We start from the raw sequence: 19,797 nt of genomic DNA, 5'->3' as shown, positions 1-19,797 counted from the left end.
AGTCATGTCTTGATCGGCGTAAATACCGACATTATGGCTGGAGATTGCTGCAGGGACTGTCTAGAGAGAGGCTTCGGCGCGGTCCAGTCGTTCCGTGAACTGACCGGCATCGATTTCGCCGACGACCCTTACGTCGGTCAGCTCCTTGCCGGTGCGATCGAAGAACAGAACCGCTGGCGGACCGAACAGCTTATAGCGATCGAGCAATGCCCGTTGCTCCGGGTTGCTGTCGGTAATGTCGAAGCGGACCAGACGGTAATCTGCCAGACGGGGGGCGATTTCCGGAGCGGCGAACACTTCACGCTCAATCACCTTGCAGCTGATGCACCAATCGGCGTACCAGTCGAGCATCAGCGGCTGACCGGCTGCGTGTGCTGCGTTGAGCTGGGCATCAAGCTCAGCCGGGGTAGATATTGTGTGCCAGACCTCTGCCTCGCTGGCTAAGCTGCCGGCTGAAACTGGGGCCGAGCGAGGCAGTGGCCGCAGCGGATCAGAGCCTCCCTGTAGTGCACCGACCCAGGCCGCCAGGGCATACACCAGCAGCACCAGGCCCAGCAGCTGTGCGAGTTTTTGCCGGGAGGTTTTGGGGCCGAATTCCAGGGTGCCCAGGAACAGTGCGGTGCCGGCAGCCAGCAAGCCCCAGAGCGCCAGTGCTAGCGGGCCTGGCAAGACTCGCTCGAGCATCCACACGGCAACTGCCAGGAGCAATACACCAAAGACGTTGCGCACCGTGACCATCCATGGACCGCTCTTGGGGAGCAGGGCGCCGCCGCCAATTGCGAACAGAACTAGTGGGGTGCCCATTCCCAGGCCAAGTGCAAACAGTTTGAGGCCGCCACCCAGCGCATCACCGCTCGCACTGATATACAGCAAGGCGCCGGCAAGCGGCGCCGAGACGCACGGCGAGACCAGCAAGCTGGAGACAGTGCCGAGCAGTGCGGCACCGATGAACGAGCCACCTTTGGCATTGCCAGCGATGCGCTCGAGGCGGTAACCCATTGCTTGCGGCAGGCGTAGTTCAAACAATCCGAACATCGCTAAGGCGAAGGCGACGAAAAACAGGGCGAATGGGACCAGGATCCAGGGCGACTGCAAGCGTGCCTGCAGATTCAGTTCGGCGCCGAACATGCCCATCAGTGCACCCAGCACAGCGAAGCCGGCGGCCATCGGCAGGACGTACGCGAGTGATAGGCCGAAGCTGCGCATCCCTCCGATCTGCCCGCGCAAAACAACCCCGGAAAGAATCGGCAACATGGGCAAGACGCACGGCGTGAATGTCAGCCCCAGCCCGGCGAGAAAGAACAATGCCACTGAGCGCCAGGAGAGTCCGGTAGTGGTGTCGGTCGCGCTGCTTGAATCCGTGGCTGCAGATGCCGCTATCGGCGTGCCGCCAATATCGAAAGATTCGGTTTCCGGCGGATAGCACAGGCCTTTGTCGGCGCAGCCTTGGTAAGTCACCTGCAGCGTAAAGGGCTGGTTCTGTGGGTTGCGAATCGGAAGCTCGACGTCGAGCACGCCGTAATAGACTTCGACCTCGCCGAAATAGTCGTCGGTCTTTTGCTCGCCTGCCGGCAGCTTCGTTTCTCCGATGACGACCCCGGACGTATTGGTCTTGAATTTGAACTGGTGCCGGTAGAGGTAATAGCCCTCCGCTGCGACGAAACGCAGCTTGACCTGTTCTGGCGAGGAGTCGACCAGATTCAGGCGAAATGCCTCCCGTACCGGCAGGAAGTCCGCGCTGTTGTTCAGCCCTCCAAGCGTCGAGCTGGGGCGGCTATCAAACAGGCCTGCGGCAGCGGGGAGGGCGAACAAAAGGATCAGCAGACTCAGCAAACGGCGCATGGTCATCTCACAGGAAGCAGTGGCCGCATGATACCCAACGCGGCCAATCGCCGCTCGTACGCAACGTCGCACTAGCGCACGTTCTGTAACCAGATGGTGCCGTCTTGCTCGATCCATTGCAGAGCTTGCAGCGCTTGCCCTTCGCAGGGGCCAGCGACGCACTCACCGCTATCGATAAGAAACAGCGCGCCGTGGGTTGCGCATTGGATGAGACTGCCGCTGCTGTCGAGAAACTGGTCTGGCAGCCACTCCAGCGGGATCCCTCGATGGGGGCAGCGGTTCATATAGATGTACAGCGTGCCATCCTTGCGTATTGCCAGCAGGCGCTGCCCTTCTCGTTCGAAACCCTTGCTCTGTCCTTCCATCACGTCGGTGGCTTCACACAATCGAATCATCCGGCCTCCTTAATTTCGGCCAGATTATCGCCCAATCCGCTGTTGTCGGGTCGACAACAGCGGATAGCGCTGGCGGAGCCAGTGGCTGGCTTTTATCCTTCTGCTCGAACTCTAACTGGCGAAACTTTTGATGAGCCCAGTGCTATCCGCGCGCCCGCTGTTTATTTCGCTGGGCCTCGTGTGGCTGATCGCCTTCTGGCTGTCGCTGGCGCTTGGGCCAGTCCATCTACCGCTGGTCGACATTTTTAAAGCCATGCTGCAGCTGCTTGGCTTATCGGCTGGAGGCGAGCGCGCCGACCAGGCTGTGCTGATCCTCGGGCAGATACGCCTACCGCGTGCCTTGCTCGGGTTGAGTGTGGGGGCGATGCTGGCCTTGTCCGGCGTTGCCATGCAGGGGTTGTTTCGCAATCCGTTGGCTGATCCGGGGCTGGTCGGTGTTTCCAGTGGGGCCGCACTCGGCGCCGCCGCTACCATCGTCGGTGGTGAGCTGGTCAGCGGAATTTCTCCGCTACTGGAACCCTATCTCCTCTCGATCAGCGCGTTTCTCGGCGGCTTGGCTGTCACCTGGATGGTTTATCGCCTCGGTCGTCGGGACGGCCGCACTCATGTCGCCACGATGCTGCTCGCCGGCATTGCGCTGACTGCTTTGGCGGGCGCGGTAATTGGGCTCTTCACCTACGTGGCGGACGACGGTGCGTTGCGTAGCTTGACCTTCTGGAATCTGGGCAGCCTCAATGGCGCGAGCTACGCACGGCTCTGGCCGCTATTGCTGGTGACATTGGCGGTGACATTCTGGTTGCCTCGCCGGGCCCGTGCGCTAAATGCGCTGTTGCTGGGTGAATCGGAAGCGCGTCACTTGGGCTTTGATGTCGAGCGGCTCAAGCGCGAACTGGTGTTTTGCACAGCGCTCAGTGTCGGTGCAGCGGTAGCTGCAGCGGGCATGATTGGGTTCGTTGGTTTGGTGGTTCCACATCTGGTGCGTCTGCTGGTTGGTCCCGACCACCGTTTGCTATTGCCAGCGTCGGCGTTGGCTGGGGGCAGCCTGTTGTTGCTTGCTGATCTTCTTGCCCGGCTTATGCTGGCGCCTGCAGAGCTGCCGATCGGGATCGTCACGGCGCTGCTGGGCGCACCTTTCTTCCTTTATCTGTTATTGCGGCGGCCTCACTGATGCTCAGTCTTCTAAAGGGCTCCGTTCGGCGAGGCACTTCCGACATCCTCACCGGTGTCGACGTCAAGCTGGTGCCGGGCGAGGTTTTAGGCGTGCTAGGGCCGAACGGAGCCGGTAAAAGCACCTTGCTTGGCGCGATGAGCGGTGAGCTACCCATCCGCGCTGGTGAGTTGCTGTTGCAGCAGAAACCGCTGCACGACTGGAGTGGTCCGGAGCGCGCACGCTGCCTGGCGGTGTTGCCACAGAGCTCAAGCTTGAGTTTTGGCTTTCGCGTCGACGAAGTGGTTGGTTTGGGGCGCCTGCCTCATGACAGCGGTCTCGAAGCCGATCGGGTGATCGTCTCGGCTGCATTACACGCTGCAGATGCGCAACATCTGGCCCAGCGCAGTTACTTGTCACTGTCCGGAGGCGAACAGCAGCGCGTGCATCTCGCTCGGGTATTGGCGCAGCTGTGGCCTGGGCGTACCGGGCAGGTCTTGTTACTCGACGAACCTACGGGGATGCTCGATCCGCTGCATCAACACAGCATCTTGTACGCGATCCGGCAGTTCGCCGAACTGGGCGGCGCGGTACTGGTTATCCTGCATGATCTGAACCTCGCGGCACGCTACTGTGATCGTCTATTGCTGCTGGCGGACGGGTGTGTGCGTTTGGCCGGCACGCCCGAACAGGTGTTGCAGGCCGAACCACTGAAATCGGTTTTCGGCCTCGACGTGTTGATCCAGCGACACCCGGAGAGAGGCCATCCGCTCATTATTGCCCGCTGAGGATTCCCGTATGCGATTGCTGTTGCCTCTGGTCATGATTCTGCTCACCGCCTGTCAATCGCAGCCGCACTTGCCGACCTGGCAAAGCCCGGAGGGTCGCGGCCATCGCGATCTGGGGCAGATTGTAGATCTGCGAAGCGGCGTGCAGATCTCGCCAAAGCAGTTGGTCGATAACTTGGTCGAGGCCGATCAGGTCTTGGTTGGAGAGCGGCATGACAACCCGGACCATCATGCACTCCAGCTTTGGCTTCTCCAGGCTTTGGCGCAGCGCCGAGCGCAGGGCAGCCTGTTGCTGGAGGTGCTGAATCCAGATCAGCAGGACAATGTGGTTCAGGTGCAGGCATCAATTGAGTCCGGGCAGTGGCCAACTGATCTGGCCGCTGCGCTGGACTGGCAAAAAGGCTGGGAGTGGAGTCAGTACGCGCCGTTGCTCAAGCATGCACTGGCTCAACCCTATCCTGTGATGTCGGCCAATCTCGACCGCCCGGAAATAATGCGAGTCTATCGTCATATACCCACGCTGGCCGGTGCTCCGGCTGACAGGCGAGTGCAGCGAGCCTTGCTCGAGCAAATTCGAATATCCCATTGCGACATGCTGCCAGAGACGCAGCTGCCGGCCATGCTGGCGGTTCAGCAGCAGCGCGATAGGCGAATGGCTGACCAGTTGGGCGCAGCGCCGAAGCCGGCACTGCTATTGGCGGGTGCTTTTCATGTTCGGCGGGATCTCGGCGTGCCCTTGCATCTGCCAACTCAGAACGGCAAAGCCTTGACGCGTGTACTGATACTTGCGGAAGTGAATGACGCGGTAAGCGCCGATCAGGCCGATTTCGTCTGGTTCACGCCGGCCCAGCCGCAGCAGGATCATTGCGCGGGGCTTCGCAAGCCGATGGAGTAGCGTCAATAGTGCCTGAAGAAGCTAACCGGCTTTTGTGCAGGCAAAAAAAGACCCGGCAAGAGCCGGGTCAAAACCGTGATTAGCCTGATGAGGAGATAACCTGAAAGGCCGGCTGCCCGTCCTTTCAACCTATCGACTGGCCTCGCGGCCAGTGGTGCTAATAATAACAATTCTCATTCGCCAGTCAACAGGGGAACGTAAATATATTTCACGGTTTCAGTATTGGGGCGCGAATCGCTAGGCGGTGAGGGGCATGCGCAGCTGTGTGACCTCTTTGTTCAGCAGATCGATGCGTCTGGCCATGCTTTCGATGAGGCTGTGAGCAATCTTGGGGTTGCTCTGCATCAAACCGAGAAACTGATCCTTGGGGATAAGCATGACGGTGCAGGCGACCGTGGCGATGACGGTCGCGCTGCGTTTCTCTTGAGTGAATACTGCCATCGCGCCGAAAATTTCGTCACGCTGCACGTCGCCAACCTTCTGCCCGTCTACAAACGCCTCGGCGTGGCCTTCGATGATGATGAACACATTGTCCGCATCGTCGCCCTGGTGAATCAATTCTGCACCCGCAGTAAAATGCTGGAAGCCGGTCGTAGGGTGTATCTCCGGTTGCTTCAGGCGCGCCAGTGCATCCGATAACAGCGTCGTCTGCCCAATCAGGTACTGGGTATAGAGTTCCTGCCGCCGCTGATCCGTATGAATGTGGCGAAAAACTTCGCTGCGCGAATAGGGGACCAGGCGAATCGATTCTTCGCTGCGATAACGGCAAAGCGGCAATTCAATTCCTTGGCGCAGTCCAAGCAGGTCGCCTTCCTGCATGTAGAACAGCGGTCGTTCGTCGACCAGTGCATGCAGCAGGCCACTCTCGATGATGAACAGTTGCTGCTCGGGTAGGTCTTGCATCAGATCATCGGAACTCTTGAGCTCAATGCTGGAACTCGACGGGGCGAGGCCTTCAAGTAGCTGCGCGGGGATCCCCTGCAAACGGTTGATCAGTTGATCGGCATAGGCCGGTTGTTCCCCGAGTAGATACATGTCAGCAATCCTTGGACGAGCGGGCTCACAGAGGTGGAGCGAAGCGCGTGCTCACGATAAGGCCGCGTTGGGCGAGAGTAAATCTTGTCTAGCGGGCATTGTGAGCTAGCTCTTGTCTCGGTAATCGCTCCGGGCCAGGTGCTGGTTCAGCTCAGTTTTCAAGGTGTCTGGCAGTTCCTTCCAGCTGACGTCACGCAACGCGCCTTCAATGGCGTAGAGGAGTACTCTTGATGCGCTGAATCCGCGTGACTTGACCGCCTGGTAGGCATTGACCGCACCGAGTCGGCGCAGGTCATCGGCCGTATGGATGCCCGAAGCGTGCAGCCACTGCGCGGATGTCTTGCCGAGATTTCTCAAGGTCAACAGTTCGTCGTGCATGAATGCTCCTATCGGCCTGGGTAGCCAGCGATGAAGTGAAGCGGCCAGCGAACCCGACGTTGCAGTTCTGGGTTTCCCCACACACCTCTGAACTCAGGTTCCAGCTGCGTCACCGGATCCCGACCATGGGTTTGCTGCCACCGCTTCACGGCCGACCACGTCCGCAGGTAGCCAAGCAGCTGCGACAGGTTCCAGTGGACCTCGATAGCAAATGCGGGCGGTTGGAAGGTTTCGAATGGCGCCTGGATATCTCGGTAACCCGCATCAACGCTGGCGCGTCCCTGTGGCCAGTACCCGCTTAGGGCTTCGTCGTGCAGCTGCCCGATTACGGCATCCAGCGACGGTTCGATACGAAGCAAGCTGTAGCACCACGCGCAGAACAGGCCATCTGCTGACAGCACCCGCTTCGCTTCGGCAAAGAAGGCAGGCGTCGCGAACCAGTGCAAAGCCTGTGCGACGACGATCAGATCGACCACGCCATTGCGTAGCGGTAACTGCTCGGCCTGGCCGGCGAATCGCTCCGCAGGTCGCCAATCGGTACTGCTGGTCAGCTGATCAGAACTGGCATCACACGCCACAACACGGTGGAAGTGGTCCAACAATGGCCGTGTCGCTTGGCCGCTACCGGCCGCAACGTCGAGCGCACAGCGGGTCGCCGGACACTGTTCAGCGAGCCATTTGAACAGGCTGTTTGGATATGTTGGGCGGAACTGAGCGTAATCGTCAGGACGAATCGAAAAGAGCTGGACACTATCACCCATGGCAACGGTCCAGCGGAATCAAAGGCAGAACACTGTGAGACATGGCCGACTTCCGCTGACAGACATGCTCAGTATAGAAGCACCGCCGGGTTCTGCCCTTAGCGGTGCCTGGGTGACGCTTTTGCGTCTGAGTATCAGAGGCCCGGCAGGCGTTGGCGAATCGCACTGACCAAGGCGTCGAGGCTTCCAGCCTCGGGTGTGCTGATCTGCCGGTTCAGCAATTGCTCGCTCTCGCTTAGCGGCTCGCGAGATGACTGTTGAGCATTAATCACCGCCATAGTGGCATCGGACGGATCGCCACCCTCGGCCTGGCGCTGCGTGAGCCACTGTTCGATGACTGCGTTGGGCGCCTCGCAGCTGAGAATCACAAAGGGCACACCGGTCGATTCTGCGACCTGCCAGGCGGCCTGGCGATACTGATGTCTGAGATAGGTCGCGTCGATCACCGCCGAGAAACCTGCGTTAAGCGCGGTCTCGGCCAGCGAGTGCAATCGCTTATAGGTCGCATCGCCGGCCTCGGCGTTGTAAATGCCAGCGTTTAGCTCGGAAGCTTGTGACTCTGCCTGCTGGCCGTAGAGTCGCTTGCGTTCGACATCCGAGCGTATCCGGATCGCGCCCAGAGCCTCGACCAGGCGCAGTGCAACCTGACTTTTGCCAACTGCCGACACGCCGTGAGTGATGGCAAGGAAGCGGGAGGGGATGGCGCTGTAGCTCTCGGCCAGATTGGCGTAGCCGCGATACTGACGCAGGACGATTCGGCGCTGAACAGCGTCCTCTTCCTGGTGCAATCGGAACAGGCTGACCTTGGCCCGAACAAGCGCGCGATACGCCTTGTAGAGGTTGAGCAGAGGAAGTGCGGCGTAGTCGCCAGTGCGTTCCAGCCAGCCGTTGATAAAGCGCCGTGCCTGGCATTTCAATCCTCGATCTTCCAGGTCCATTGCCAGGAAGGCTGCGTCGGAAGCGATATCGATCAGGCGAAATGGCTCGTTGAATTCGATACAGTCGAACAGCACCACCCTGTCTTCGATGATGGCTGCGTTGCCCAAATGCAGATCGCCGTGGCATTCACGGATGAAACCTTGCTGGCTGCGCTGCTCGAGCAATGGCTGTAAGCGGGCAATGCTGGTTTCTGTCCAGTCCAGCAGGGCATCGAGTTGCTGCAGGTCTGCTTGTTCGGAGAGCAAAGGACGAATCTGCTCGAAGTTCTGCCGCATCGGCGCGACTATCGCCTCGGCACTGTTCAGCGCATGGTCGGCCGCCACCTGCGGAACGCTCAGGTGGAACTCGGCGATTTGCTCGGCGAGGGCATCGATGTGATTGTCCGTCAACTCACCCCGCGCCTGTACCTCTGCCATCAGCTGCGTTTGTGGAAACTCACGCATTTGCAGCAGGTATTCGATGGGCTCGCCTTTGCCACCGATCTCCGGTTGCTCGACATTGCCGGTGACAGGCAGGACCTGGAGGTACAGGTCCGGCGCCATGCGCTGGTTCAGGCGTAGCTCTTCTTCGCAATAATGTTTACGTGCGGCGAGGTCGGTGAAATTGAGGAAGCCGAAATCAACCGGTTTCTTCATCTTATAGGCGTACGTACCGGTAAGGATGACCCAGGAAATGTGGGTCTCGATGACTTTGAAGCCGTCGACCGGGTGAGGGTACAGGGCCGGATTCTGCAGTGCAGCAATCAGTGCTTGGCTCACGGTCACTCCTTGGAGGTTTGTTGGACGGGTGTGTGAGCACGTTCGGGAGACAGTTCACACAGTCGGAAAACGCCCCATTATGTCCATCCAGGGTTGACGTGCAAACCGCCAAGAGGCCGTCTTCGGCGCAAATCAAAGTGCGTATAATGCGCCGCCATGACTAAATCACGCTCGTCTCGCTCCCGCTCCAAACGCCGTTCCGGTGCTTCTCGCCCCTGGTTAGGTTGGATTATCAAACTCTCCATCGTCGCACTGGTCCTGCTGGCTGGCGTCGCGGTGTATCTCGATGCGGTGGTGCAGGAGAAATTCTCCGGCAAGCGCTGGACGATCCCTGCGACGGTCTACGCCAGGCCGCTGGAGCTGTTTGTCGGACAGAAGCTCGATAAGGATGACTTTCTTACCGAGGTCGATGCGTTGGGCTACCGCCGAGAAAAATCGGTGAGCGGGCCGGGGACAGTTTCGGTCGCCAGTAATGCGGTTGAAATGCATACACGCGGCTTCCGCTTCTATGAGGGTGTGGAAGAGTCGCAGCGAATTCGTGTGCGTTTTTCCGGGGACTTCGTCGCGGGGCTTGTCCGTATGGACGGCGGCGAACTGCCGGTCGCGCGTCTGGAGCCGCTGGTTGTGGGCGGGCTATACCCCGCGCACAACGAAGACCGCATTCTGATCAAGCTCGATCAAGTGCCACCGTATCTGGTGGAGACTCTGGTTGCGGTCGAAGATCGGGAGTTCTTCGATCATTTCGGCGTGTCACCTAAGTCCATTGCGCGTGCCGTCTGGGTGAACCTTACCGCTGGGGAAGTACGTCAGGGCGGCAGCACACTGACGCAGCAGTTGGTGAAGAACTTCTACCTCACCAACGAGCGCAGCCTGAGCCGCAAAGCTACCGAAGCCATGATGGCGGTACTGCTTGAACTTCACTATGACAAGCCGGAAATCCTCGAGGCGTACCTGAACGAGGTCTTTCTTGGTCAGGACGGTCGTCGCGCCATTCATGGCTTCGGTTTGGCGAGCCAGTATTTTTTTGGACGACCACTGGCAGAGCTCAAGCTGCAACATGTGGCTCTGTTGGTCGGCATGGTCAAGGGGCCGACCTACTACAATCCCCGCCGCCATCCTGAGCGCGCCTTGGAACGACGCAATCTGATCATCGATTTGTTGGCTGAGCAGCAGGTCGTCAGCGCGGAGGAAGCTGCTCAGGCGAGGCAGGCGCCGCTTGGCGTAACGAAGCGTGGCAGTCTGGCTGACAGTTCTTACCCGGCATTTCTCGATCTGGTAAAGCGGCAGTTGCGAGAGGATTATCGCGACGAAGACCTTACTGAGGAAGGCCTTAGGGTTTTCACCAGCTTTGACCCGATCATCCAGTCCAAGGCCGAAAAAGCCATGACAGACACGCTTAAGCGGCTGGGCAAGGCAGCAGAGGGCGTTGAAGCCGCGATGCTGGTCACCAATCCGGAAACTGGCGAACTGCAAGCCATGTTGGGCAGTCGTCATCCAGGCTTTGCCGGTTTCAACCGGGCGCTGGATGCATCACGTCCGATTGGCTCGCTGATCAAACCGGCGATCTACCTCGCTGCGCTGGAGAAGCCCAGCCAATATACGCTGACCAGCCTGCTGGAAGATGAGCCGTTCTCCGTCAAAGGGACAGATGGCAACGTCTGGAAACCACAGAACTACGGACGTACCGCTCATGGCACCGTCTATCTCTATCAGGCCCTGGCCAACTCCTACAACCTGTCGACTGCGCGGCTTGGCCTGGATCTGGGTGTGCCACAGGTGCTCAAGACGCTGGCGCGCCTGGGCGCGTCGCCCGACTGGCCGGCTTATCCCTCAATGCTGCTGGGCGCGGGCGGATTGCGCCCGATCGAAGTGGCAGGGGTCTACCAAACGATCGCTAATGGTGGCTTTAACACTCCATTGCGGGCCATTCGCAGTGTCGTTGCAGCCGATGGCGAACCCCTTAGCCGCTATCCGTTCAAGATCGAACAGCGTTTCGATCCTGGCGCTATCTACCTGACGCAATACGCCATGCAGCGAGCGATGGTCGAAGGGACTGGGCGTTCTGTCTACAATCACGTCCCGAAATCACTGACACTGGCCGGCAAGACCGGTACCACCAACGATTCGCGTGACAGCTGGTTTGCTGGCTTCAGCCAGGATTTGCTGGCGGTAGTCTGGTTGGGGCGCGATGACAATGGCAAGACATCGTTGACCGGTGCCACGGGCGCATTGCAGGTATGGGCAGACTTCATGCGTCGCGCCGATCCATTACCGCTGCAGATGCCCATGCCGGACAATGTGTCGATGGCCTGGGTTGACGCGCAAACCGGCGAGGGGACGCTGGAAAATTGTCCCGGCGCCGTCCAGATGCCTTATATCCGCGGAAGCGAGCCTGCTCCCGGTGCAGGTTGCGGCCTGCAGGCCCCGGCTGAATCGGTCATGGATTGGGTTCGTGGCTGGTTGCCATAGAAGGCAGCGGGCCGGTTGGTTTATCAAGAGGTTTAAATTGTGAGCAAGCAATGGATGATCGTATTGGTGGCGGCGGCACTGCTGCCGGGCTGCGCGTCGGTCAAGCGCGGCGCAATTCCCGTCGTCGATTCGGGCGCGCCGGTATCGGAGGAGGTTTCGGCGCGTCAGCCCAATCGCCGCGCTAATGCACCTGCGACTGCTGCGCAGTCTGTACCAGCGGACTCGGGCGTGATGGTGATGGTGCCGCAGCAAAGCTCTGAGCCGTTGCAAACCTATGGTGCGCCTGATGCCCCGTTTTCTGGGAGCTCTGCGCAACCGCCGGCTGGTGGCGCTGGTCAGTGGACGCCGCCTGCTCAGTCTGCGCCAATGCCCGCGCCGGCGCAGCGACAGCCAATGCCCAGCGGAATCCCGTCGAATAGTGGGATCTTGTCAGCAGATGAACAGCTTGATGGGCCGGTGCTGGCACTGCTTACCACAGCGCAGCAGCAACAGGGCGGAGGTGACCTGAACGGAGCTGCTTCCAGTCTCGAGCGTGCCCAGCGCATTGCCCCGCGCGAGCCTCAGGTGCTCTATCGTTTGGCTCAGGTACGCCTGGCGCAAGGCGATGCCATTCAGGCTGAACAGCTGTCTCGACGTGGGCTGAGTTATGCTAGCGACCGGCCAGCGCTGCAGGCAAGTCTCTGGGAATTGATCGCGCAGGCACGTGAGCGTCAGGGAAATGCTGCCGGCGCTGCACAAGCGCGCGAGCGTGCCAAGGTCTCGATGTGATGGATGATCGAGTGCCAGCATTGGCTGACCAGTTGCTGTTGATCGAGCGCGAGCTTCGAGCGCTTGGAGTTTGGACATCTTCGCCGCCTGCGCCAGAGTCGCTCGCCAGTCAGGAGCCGTTTTGCGTCGATACACTGGCGTTCGATCAGTGGTTGCAGTGGATTTTTCTGCCGCGCATGAAACACATTCTGGAGCACGACCAACCGTTGCCAACCGTGTCGGGGATTCTGGCGATGGCCCACATGGTTTATCAGCATCAGCCGCAGCGAATGGCCGGGCTGTTTGAGACGCTTGAAACCTTCGATCGATTGATCAGTGTGGGTCGAGGCTAAGCAACACCGGCCATATAGGCTGGTGTTGGTTGCTGCGTTCAGTTACAGCTATCGGCGATCTTCTGTTGGGTTTCGCCAATACGCGCCTGGCGTTCTTCTTCATTCAGGCGCCGGATGCCGCCTTCTTCTTCTACGCGCACGCGAGGATTGTTCTGCAGTTGCGCCAGGTTGGTGCGCAAAGTCGTGCAATAGCGTTGCCGCTCGGCTTCCTGCTTTGCGACCTGACGTTTTACTTTGCGGTCAATGTCGCGCTGCTCGGCCTCGCCTGATAATTCTGGCGCGGCGTTTTCAGTCACGGTTGGCTTCGGCGGGGCTATGGCCGTATTGAGCGTTTCGGCCTGCTGGCCTTGCGGTGGCTGTGCTCCGAAATGTGTAACGCCGTCAGCATCGACCCACTTGTAAACCTGGCCGGCCATGATGCTGCTGCTCAGTGCAAGCAGCAGTCCGCCTGCGAGAATGGTCAAACGCATGCTTTTCCCTTCAGTGGATGCAAAACCAAGCCGGTACTATACGCAAAAGACAGGGGGCTTCATTCTGCGCTGGATCACAGCTGAATGCAGCCGAAGGGCAACAGCAGGCTTGACTTGAACAAGCCTAATCCGAACAATTCCATGCTTGCTGTTCTGAGAGGCCGCCGCAAGCGAGCCTTTCGCTCAATCATGAGGTGCATACCCGCGCCGACCTGCAACATCCGCAACGCGTTACCTCGCGCTGGGAGGGGCGCCCCGCAACACTTTGGGGCTTCCCTAGTACTCGCTTTGACAGTAGCTGACGTAGTCGGCGACCACCGTCGCTCATGCACTGCTTAGTAGTAAACCTAATTCTGGCCGGTCCGACGCGGAGCGGCTATCTGGCGTTCTAGAGGTGAATAACGTGGAACTTTTATCCGGCGCTGAAATGGTCGTCCGCTTCTTGCGCGACGAAGGCGTTAAGTACATCTACGGCTATCCGGGCGGCGCCTTGCTGCACATCTATGATGCGCTGTTCAAGGAAAAGGAAGTCACGCATATCCTTGTCCGTCATGAGCAGGCTGCCACCCACATGGCCGATGGCTATGCGCGTGCCACCGGTAAGGCCGGTGTAGTGCTGGTCACCTCCGGCCCGGGCGCGACCAATGCCATCACCGGTATCGCAACGGCCTATATGGACTCAATCCCGATGGTCGTCATATCGGGGCAGGTTGCCAGCAATATGGTCGGCACCGATGCGTTCCAGGAAACCGATATGATCGGCATTTCCCGCCCCATCGTTAAGCACAGCTTCATGATCAAACATCCTTCGGAAATTCCCGATGTGATGAAGAAAGCGTTTTACCTGGCCCAATCTGGGCGTCCCGGCCCGGTGGTCGTCGACATTCCGAAGGACATGACCAACCCTGCGGAAAAGTTCGAGTACGTCTATCCGAAAAAAGCCAAGCTGCGCTCATACAGTCCGGCTGTTCGCGGCCATTCCGGGCAGATTCGCAAGGCGGCCGAGCTCCTGCTGGCGGCCAAGCGTCCAATCATCTATGCCGGTGGCGGCGTGATCATGGGCGGCGCTTCTTCACAACTGACTGAACTCGCCAAGATGCTCAATCTTCCGGTCACCAACACGCTCATGGGTTTGGGCTGCTATCCAGGCAGCGACCGCCAGTTCGTCGGCATGCTGGGTATGCACGGAAGTTACACAGCCAACCTGGCGATGCATCATTCCGATGTCATTCTGGCTGTGGGAGCGCGCTTCGATGACCGTGTGATCAACGGCGCAACGAAGTTCTGCCCGAACGCCAAGATCATTCACATCGATATCGATCCGGCGTCGATTTCCAAAACCATCAAGGCGGACATCCCGATTGTGGGCCCGGTCGACAGCGTGCTCACCGAGATGGTGGCAATCGTCAAGGAGATCGGTCAGGCACCCAACGCCGAGACTGTTGCCAGCTGGTGGAAGCAGATCGAGGAGTGGCGCGGCAACCGTGGCTTATTCCCTTACGACAAGGGTAACGGCACCATCATCAAGCCACAGGCTGTTATCGAAACCCTGTGTGAGGTGACCAAGGGCGATGCGTATGTGGCTTCGGACGTTGGTCAGCATCAGATGTTCGCAGCGCAGTATTACCGGTTCGACAAGCCCAATCGCTGGCTCAACTCCGGTGGCCTGGGCACCATGGGCTTCGGCTTCCCGGCTGCGATGGGCGCCAAACTAAATTTCCCGGATGCCGATGTCGCCTGTGTTACTGGCGAGGGAAGTATCCAGATGAACATCCAGGAGCTGTCGACCTGTCTGCAGTTCGACTTGCCAGTCAAAATCGTTAACCTGAACAATGGTGCGCTCGGCATGGTTCGCCAATGGCAGGACATGATGTACAACAGCCGCCACTCGCACTCATACATGGAATCGCTGCCGGACTTCGTCAAACTGGTGGAGGCGTACGGGCATGTTGGAATGCGCATCACCGAGCTGAAAGACCTGAAGCCGAAGCTGGAAGAGGCCTTTGCCATGAAAGATCGCCTGGTCTTTCTGGATATCGCAGTCGATACCAGCGAGCACGTCTACCCGATGCAGATTAAAGACGGCACCATGCGCGACATGTGGCTCAGCAAGACGGAGCGGACTTGATCATGAGACACATCATTTCTCTGCTGATGGAAAACGAACCTGGTGCGTTGTCCCGTGTGGTCGGACTGTTTTCGCAGCGCAACTACAACATCGAAAGCCTCACCGTCGCACCGACCGAAGACCCGACGCTTTCGCGGCTGACGCTGACGACGGTGGGTCACGAGGAGGTAATCGAGCAGATCACCAAGAATCTCAACAAGCTGGTCGAGGTTGTCAAACTGGTTGACCTGTCCGAAAGCGCTCACATCGAGCGTGAACTCATGTTGATCAAGGTGAAGGCAACCGGAGCACAGCGCGCCGAGGTCAAGCGTACTACCGACATCTTCCGTGGGCAGATCGTCGACGTGACCTCCAATGTCTACACCATCCAGTTGGCCGGCACGACCGACAAGCTGGACAGTTTCATCCAGGCCATCGGTACGGCATCGATCCTGGAAGTGGTGCGCAGTGGCGTTACGGGTATTTCCCGTGGCGACAAAGTACTGAGCATCTAATACGACTTATCGAATGGCCCGATCGGCCAGCAACAGGGGTAATTCCATGAAAGTTTTTTACGATAAAGATTGCGATCTCTCCATCATTCAGGGCAAGAAAGTCGCTGTCATCGGCTACGGCTCCCAGGGCCACGCACACGCATGCAATCTTAAAGATTCCGGCGTAGACGTAACCGTTGGCCTGCGTGCCGGCTCCCCGTCGGTCGCCAAAGCCGAAGCCCATGGTTTGAAAGTGGATAACGTGTCTGCCGCCGTTGCCGCCGCTGATGTCGTTATGATCCTCACGCCCGACGAATTCCAGGGCCGTCTGTACCGCGACGAGATCGAGCCGAACCTGAAGAAGGGCGCTACGCTGGCTTTCGCGCACGGTTTCTCCATCCATTACAACCAAGTCGTGCCGCGTGCGGATCTCGATGTGATCATGATTGCACCGAAGGCGCCGGGTCATACCGTTCGCTCCGAGTTCGTCAAGGGCGGTGGCATTCCTGATCTGATCGCCATCTACCAGGACGCCTCCGGTAACGCCAAGAACGTCGCGCTCTCGTACGCGTCGGGCGTCGGTGGTGGCCGTACCGGCATCATCGAAACCACTTTCAAGGACGAGACCGAAACCGACCTGTTCGGCGAGCAAGCTGTTCTGTGCGGTGGTTGCGTCGAGTTGGTCAAGGCCGGTTTTGAGACACTTGTGGAGGCTGGATACGCGCCGGAGATGGCTTATTTCGAGTGCTTGCACGAGTTGAAGCTGATCGTCGACCTGATGTTCGAGGGCGGTATCGCCAACATGAACTACTCGATCTCCAACAACGCTGAGTATGGCGAATACGTGACAGGTCCGGAGGTTATCAACGCGGAATCCCGCGCCGCGATGCGTAATGCTCTGAAGCGCATTCAGGACGGTGAATACGCCAAGATGTTCATCACCGAAGGCGCTGCGAACTATCCTTCGATGACAGCTTATCGCCGTAACAACGCTGCACATGGCATCGAAGTGGTCGGTGAGCAGCTTCGCTCCATGATGCCGTGGATCGCCGCCAACAAGATTGTCGACAAGAGCAAGAACTGATATCCGTTTTTACCTGAAAGAACGCGGCCTAGGCCGCGTTTTTTCATTATGGCCGCGTGTCTCTGGTATAAACCGATCCTTGGCCGAGGGTGAACCCGTCGTGCCATGGTCTGTCGAAATTATTCAAACCTGCTGCAAGGTGAATTTGCATGAGTGAGCTTCCCGAAGAGCCGAACAAACCCACCGAACCTGAAAGCCTTCTGCCGATCGATGAGCACATCGAAGAAAGTCAGGACGCCGAAGGTCGTAAGGTTCGCCATCGGGGCATCTATCTGCTCCCCAACCTATTCACTACGGCCAATCTGTTTGCCGGTTTTTTCTGCATCGTCACGGCTATCAACGGCAACTTCTATGTCGCTGCTGCTACAGTCTTTGTCGCTATGGTGCTTGATAGTCTGGATGGCCGGGTTGCGCGTCTGACCAATACCCAGAGCGCATTCGGTGCGGAGTATGATTCGCTATCGGATATGGTCGCTTTCGGTCTGGCGCCAGCGATACTCGCTTATCAGTGGGCGCTGTCCAGCCTTGGAAATGTCGGGTTGACTGTAGCCTTTATTTACGTCGCCTGTGCAGCCTTGCGACTTGCGCGTTTCAATACTCAAATAGGCAAAGTGGACAAAAAGTGGTTCATTGGCCTGGCAAGTCCCGCGGCTGCGGGGGTTGTGGCTGGCTCGGTCTGGGCAGTTTGGGCGCTTGATGAGCCGGGAATTCGCGGTCTCGATCTGCCGCTGGCGGTGATCATGTTGTTTGCGCTGCTGGTTGCTGCTGCGGGCCTGCTGATGGTCAGCAACATCAAGTACTACAGCTTCAAGGATCTCGATCTGAAAGGGCGGGTGCCCTTTGTGGCGATACTGATCGTAGTCCTGGTGTTTGCCGTGGTGTTCAGTGATCCGCCGCGTATTTTGCTTCTGATCTTCCTCGCCTATGCCATTTCTGGACCGGTACAGTTTCTGATGCGTCGCCGCAAACGCGCCGAAAGTTGATTTTTGAAATGATCCGCTGTCTAGTGCTTCTTCATATAGCCTCAGACAGCGGAGCACATCATGCTTATCAGAACGCCGCGTCGCAGTGATTGTCTCGAATCAGAGGTAACTCCCGAAGCGCTCTATCTGAATCGCCGTCGGTTCATGCAAGGAGCAGCTTTCTCCGCTGCGGCCGCTGGGCTGCCTGCGTTCGCTCAAGCCAACCCTCGCTACGCAGACGTGGAGCGGGCTAAGGCTTCCGCGTGGTTTGACGAAAAGCTACGTCAAGCAAATTGGGGCGCGGTCACGGTTAAAAACGAAGCCATCACCCCTTATCCTGACGCTACGCATTACAACAATTTCTACGAGTTCGGGCCGAATAAAGGCGATCCGGCGCGGCATGCGTCGCAGCTTGTTACTGAGCCTTGGGTTGTAACAGTAGATGGAGAAGTGGCGAAGCCGGGAAAGTACTCGATCGAAGATCTTGTTTCGGATTCCGCGCTTGAAGAGCGAATCTACCGCCTGCGTTGCGTCGAGGCCTGGTCAATGGTTATACCTTGGCTTGGCGTTTCTCTGGCTGATTTAATCACTCGGTTGGAGCCCACTACCGACGCTAAATATGTCCGCTTTGAAACCTTGGCGCGCCCCGAGCAAATGCCTGGCATGCGTACTGGGTTTTCTCTCATCGATTGGCCCTATGTCGAAGGTTTGAGAATGGACGAGGCCATGCATCCGCTGAGCTTGATCGCTGTAGGGATGTACGGACGCGTGTTGCCAAACCAGAATGGCGCGCCATTGCGCCTTGTGGTGCCCTGGAAGTATGGATTCAAAAGCATCAAGTCTATCGTTCGGATCAGTTTCGTTCGTGAGCAACCTGCGACTACGTGGGAATCGATGGCTCCTCAAGAATATGGTTTCTACGCTAACGTCAATCCCAACGTTTCCCACCCTCGCTGGTCTCAAGCACGTGAGCGACGCTTGCCAGGGAGCCTGTTTAGCCCGAATGTGCGAGAGACTCAGATGTTCAATGGATACGAGAAAGAGGTCGCGCACTTGTATGCAGGGATGGATTTGAGAAAGAACTATTGATGCGCTATCCCTGGTGGAGGTTGCTGCTTTTTTGCTGTGTCGCCAGCGTGCCATGCTATTGGCTCTATCTCGCTGCGGCCGCCGCGTTAGGACCGGATCCGGGCAAAGTGTTGGTTGATAATCTTGGACAGGGTGCGTTGTTCCTTCTTCTATGCTCAATGGCAATGACGCCTCTACGATCCCTGACCGGATGGTCCGGCTGGATCGCGTTTCGACGGCAGATCGGGCTGTGGGCATTCGGTTACGCCTCGCTTCACTTAGCTGCTTATCTATATTTCCTATTGGGTTTGGAATTCAGCGACTTCGCTGCTGAGTTGGTTGAGCGTCCTTACATAGCTGTGGGTGCCATTGCTCTGATGGGATTGTTGACGCTAGCAATGACCTCGACGCGCTGGAGCATGCGTAAGCTTGGTAAGCGCTGGAAGAAGCTGCACCGCATTGTCTACCCGACTCTACTGGTCGTATTGCTTCATATGCTTTGGGTCGTGAGGTCCGATGTTGGCCAGTGGAGCCTCTACGCAACAGTCGCAGCCATTCTGCTTGCTGCACGTGTGCCAGCTATCGAAAGAAGACTGGTGCGAATCAGTGCGAAATGGCGTGATGAACAAACAGCGAAGAAAGCGGAAAACAACGGTTGACGTGAGTTTCTGAGTGCCTATAATGCGCACCTTCTCCGGCGCAGGCCTTTGGCTAAACCTCTTGAAAATCAAGAAGTTAGCAAAATTAAGGGCTTGCACGGACGGCGAATTCGAGTAGAATGCGCCGGGCTGGCAGGGTGGTGGTTTCGCGCTGTTGGCAGCTTCGGTCAGGTTGATCGGAAGCGGTTGAAAGAGGTGGTTGACAGCGGTTTTAGACGCTGTATGATTCGCCTCCCGCTAACGAGAGACGCTGGGTTGATCGGAAACGCAAGCGGTTGAGAAGAAAGAAAAACTTCTTCAAAAACAGCTTGACGAGACACAAGGCTGCTGTAGAATGCGCGGCCTCGGTTGAGACGAAAGACTTGATCGAAACGCTCTTTAACAACTGAATCAAGCAATTCGTGTGGGTGCTTGTGAGGTAAGACTGGTAGTCAGCAAGATTATCA

Annotated in this window: 19 protein-coding genes and 1 pseudogene; 12 read left to right on the top strand and 8 right to left on the bottom strand. The window is 58.2% G+C overall.

The features are described 5' to 3' along the window. Positions 1–60: 60 nt before the first annotated feature. Complete coding sequence (locus BUE09_RS00100) at positions 61–1,842, bottom strand: protein-disulfide reductase DsbD (RefSeq protein WP_073298707.1); 1,782 nt, start codon at positions 1,840–1,842, stop codon at positions 61–63. A gap of 71 nt (positions 1,843–1,913) precedes the next feature. Further along, positions 1,914–2,237, bottom strand: a complete 324-nt coding sequence (locus BUE09_RS00095; RefSeq protein ID WP_073298706.1) for a Rieske (2Fe-2S) protein — start codon at positions 2,235–2,237, stop codon at positions 1,914–1,916. Between the two features lie 130 nt (positions 2,238–2,367). Here BUE09_RS00095 and BUE09_RS00090 point away from each other — a divergent pair, with 130 nt between their 5' ends. The 3 genes from BUE09_RS00090 to BUE09_RS00080 are packed head-to-tail and all read left to right on the top strand — an operon-like array spanning position 2,368 to position 5,067. Further along, positions 2,368–3,405 (top strand): FecCD family ABC transporter permease, encoded by a 1,038-nt coding sequence (locus BUE09_RS00090; RefSeq protein WP_073298705.1) that lies wholly within the window; start codon positions 2,368–2,370, stop codon positions 3,403–3,405. Beyond that, positions 3,405–4,172 carry a heme ABC transporter ATP-binding protein gene (locus BUE09_RS00085; protein ID WP_073298704.1) on the top strand — a complete coding sequence of 256 codons (768 nt, stop codon included), beginning with the start codon at positions 3,405–3,407 and terminating at the stop codon, positions 4,170–4,172. The genes BUE09_RS00090 and BUE09_RS00085 overlap by 1 nt, the downstream gene beginning before the upstream one ends. A 10-nt stretch (positions 4,173–4,182) precedes the next feature. Further along, complete coding sequence (locus BUE09_RS00080; protein ID WP_073298703.1) at positions 4,183–5,067, top strand: ChaN family lipoprotein; 885 nt, start codon at positions 4,183–4,185, stop codon at positions 5,065–5,067. Positions 5,068–5,304: 237 nt separating this feature from the next. Here BUE09_RS00080 and BUE09_RS00075 read toward each other — a convergent pair whose 3' ends face one another. The 4 genes from BUE09_RS00075 to BUE09_RS00060 all read right to left on the bottom strand — a co-directional run bounded on the left by BUE09_RS00075 (position 5,305) and on the right by BUE09_RS00060 (position 8,938). Beyond that, on the bottom strand, positions 5,305–6,102 hold the full coding sequence (locus BUE09_RS00075) for a Crp/Fnr family transcriptional regulator (RefSeq protein WP_073298702.1): 798 nt from the start codon (positions 6,100–6,102) through the stop codon (positions 5,305–5,307). Between the two features lie 105 nt (positions 6,103–6,207). Next, positions 6,208–6,480 (bottom strand): TfoX/Sxy family protein, encoded by a 273-nt coding sequence (locus BUE09_RS00070; RefSeq protein ID WP_073298701.1) that lies wholly within the window; start codon positions 6,478–6,480, stop codon positions 6,208–6,210. A gap of 8 nt (positions 6,481–6,488) precedes the next feature. Further along, positions 6,489–7,241: a class I SAM-dependent methyltransferase gene (locus BUE09_RS00065; RefSeq protein ID WP_073298700.1), complete on the bottom strand. Its 753-nt coding sequence runs from the start codon at positions 7,239–7,241 to the stop codon at positions 6,489–6,491. 134 nt (positions 7,242–7,375) lie between these two features. Continuing rightward, on the bottom strand, positions 7,376–8,938 hold the full coding sequence (locus BUE09_RS00060) for a bifunctional aminoglycoside phosphotransferase/ATP-binding protein (protein WP_073298699.1): 1,563 nt from the start codon (positions 8,936–8,938) through the stop codon (positions 7,376–7,378). A 156-nt stretch (positions 8,939–9,094) separates the two neighbouring features. Between BUE09_RS00060 and mrcB the strand changes: the two genes are divergently transcribed. The 3 genes from mrcB to BUE09_RS00045 are packed head-to-tail and all read left to right on the top strand — an operon-like array spanning position 9,095 to position 12,507. Continuing rightward, positions 9,095–11,407 carry a penicillin-binding protein 1B gene (gene mrcB, locus BUE09_RS00055; protein WP_073298698.1) on the top strand — a complete coding sequence of 771 codons (2,313 nt, stop codon included), beginning with the start codon at positions 9,095–9,097 and terminating at the stop codon, positions 11,405–11,407. A 54-nt stretch (positions 11,408–11,461) separates the two neighbouring features. Continuing rightward, positions 11,462–12,175 carry a tetratricopeptide repeat protein gene (locus tag BUE09_RS00050; protein ID WP_073299449.1) on the top strand — a complete coding sequence of 238 codons (714 nt, stop codon included), beginning with the start codon at positions 11,462–11,464 and terminating at the stop codon, positions 12,173–12,175. Then, positions 12,175–12,507, top strand: coding sequence for a YqcC family protein (locus BUE09_RS00045; protein WP_073298697.1), 333 nt, complete (start codon positions 12,175–12,177; stop codon positions 12,505–12,507). The genes BUE09_RS00050 and BUE09_RS00045 overlap by 1 nt, the downstream gene beginning before the upstream one ends. A gap of 38 nt (positions 12,508–12,545) precedes the next feature. Here the strand turns inward: BUE09_RS00045 and BUE09_RS00040 are convergent, their stop codons facing one another. Further along, entirely contained in the window at positions 12,546–12,977 is a 432-nt protein-coding gene (locus tag BUE09_RS00040) for a DUF4124 domain-containing protein (protein ID WP_073298696.1), read from the bottom strand. 403 nt (positions 12,978–13,380) lie between these two features. Between BUE09_RS00040 and BUE09_RS00035 the strand changes: the two genes are divergently transcribed. The 6 genes from BUE09_RS00035 (at position 13,381) to msrQ (ending at position 19,351) form a co-directional block, all read left to right on the top strand. Continuing rightward, complete coding sequence (locus tag BUE09_RS00035) at positions 13,381–15,105, top strand: acetolactate synthase 3 large subunit (protein WP_073298695.1); 1,725 nt, start codon at positions 13,381–13,383, stop codon at positions 15,103–15,105. A gap of 2 nt (positions 15,106–15,107) precedes the next feature. After that, a complete protein-coding gene (gene ilvN, locus BUE09_RS00030) occupies positions 15,108–15,599 on the top strand; it encodes an acetolactate synthase small subunit (RefSeq protein WP_073298694.1) in 492 nt (163 codons plus the stop codon). Between the two features lie 46 nt (positions 15,600–15,645). Next, complete coding sequence (ilvC, locus tag BUE09_RS00025) at positions 15,646–16,662, top strand: ketol-acid reductoisomerase (RefSeq protein ID WP_019342704.1); 1,017 nt, start codon at positions 15,646–15,648, stop codon at positions 16,660–16,662. A 149-nt stretch (positions 16,663–16,811) separates the two neighbouring features. Continuing rightward, on the top strand, positions 16,812–17,645 hold the full coding sequence (gene pssA / locus BUE09_RS00020; protein WP_073298693.1) for a CDP-diacylglycerol--serine O-phosphatidyltransferase: 834 nt from the start codon (positions 16,812–16,814) through the stop codon (positions 17,643–17,645). A gap of 60 nt (positions 17,646–17,705) precedes the next feature. Continuing rightward, the gene (gene msrP, locus BUE09_RS00015) at positions 17,706–18,713 is read left to right on the top strand and encodes a protein-methionine-sulfoxide reductase catalytic subunit MsrP (RefSeq protein ID WP_073298692.1); all 1,008 of its coding nucleotides are present in this window, start codon (positions 17,706–17,708) and stop codon (positions 18,711–18,713) included. Continuing rightward, entirely contained in the window at positions 18,713–19,351 is a 639-nt protein-coding gene (gene msrQ / locus BUE09_RS00010; RefSeq protein WP_073298691.1) for a protein-methionine-sulfoxide reductase heme-binding subunit MsrQ, read from the top strand. The genes msrP and msrQ overlap by 1 nt, the downstream gene beginning before the upstream one ends. A gap of 211 nt (positions 19,352–19,562) precedes the next feature. Here the strand turns inward: msrQ and BUE09_RS20535 are convergent. After that, a pseudogene (locus tag BUE09_RS20535) lies at positions 19,563–19,797 on the bottom strand (hypothetical protein); the annotation flags it as partial.

Origin of the sequence: Stutzerimonas xanthomarina DSM 18231 (assembly GCF_900129835.1) — a bacterium.
GTDB classification, from domain to species: domain Bacteria; phylum Pseudomonadota; class Gammaproteobacteria; order Pseudomonadales; family Pseudomonadaceae; genus Stutzerimonas; species Stutzerimonas xanthomarina.
Note: the sequence above shows the minus strand (reverse complement) of the source record. Positions and strands in the feature narration are given on the sequence as shown.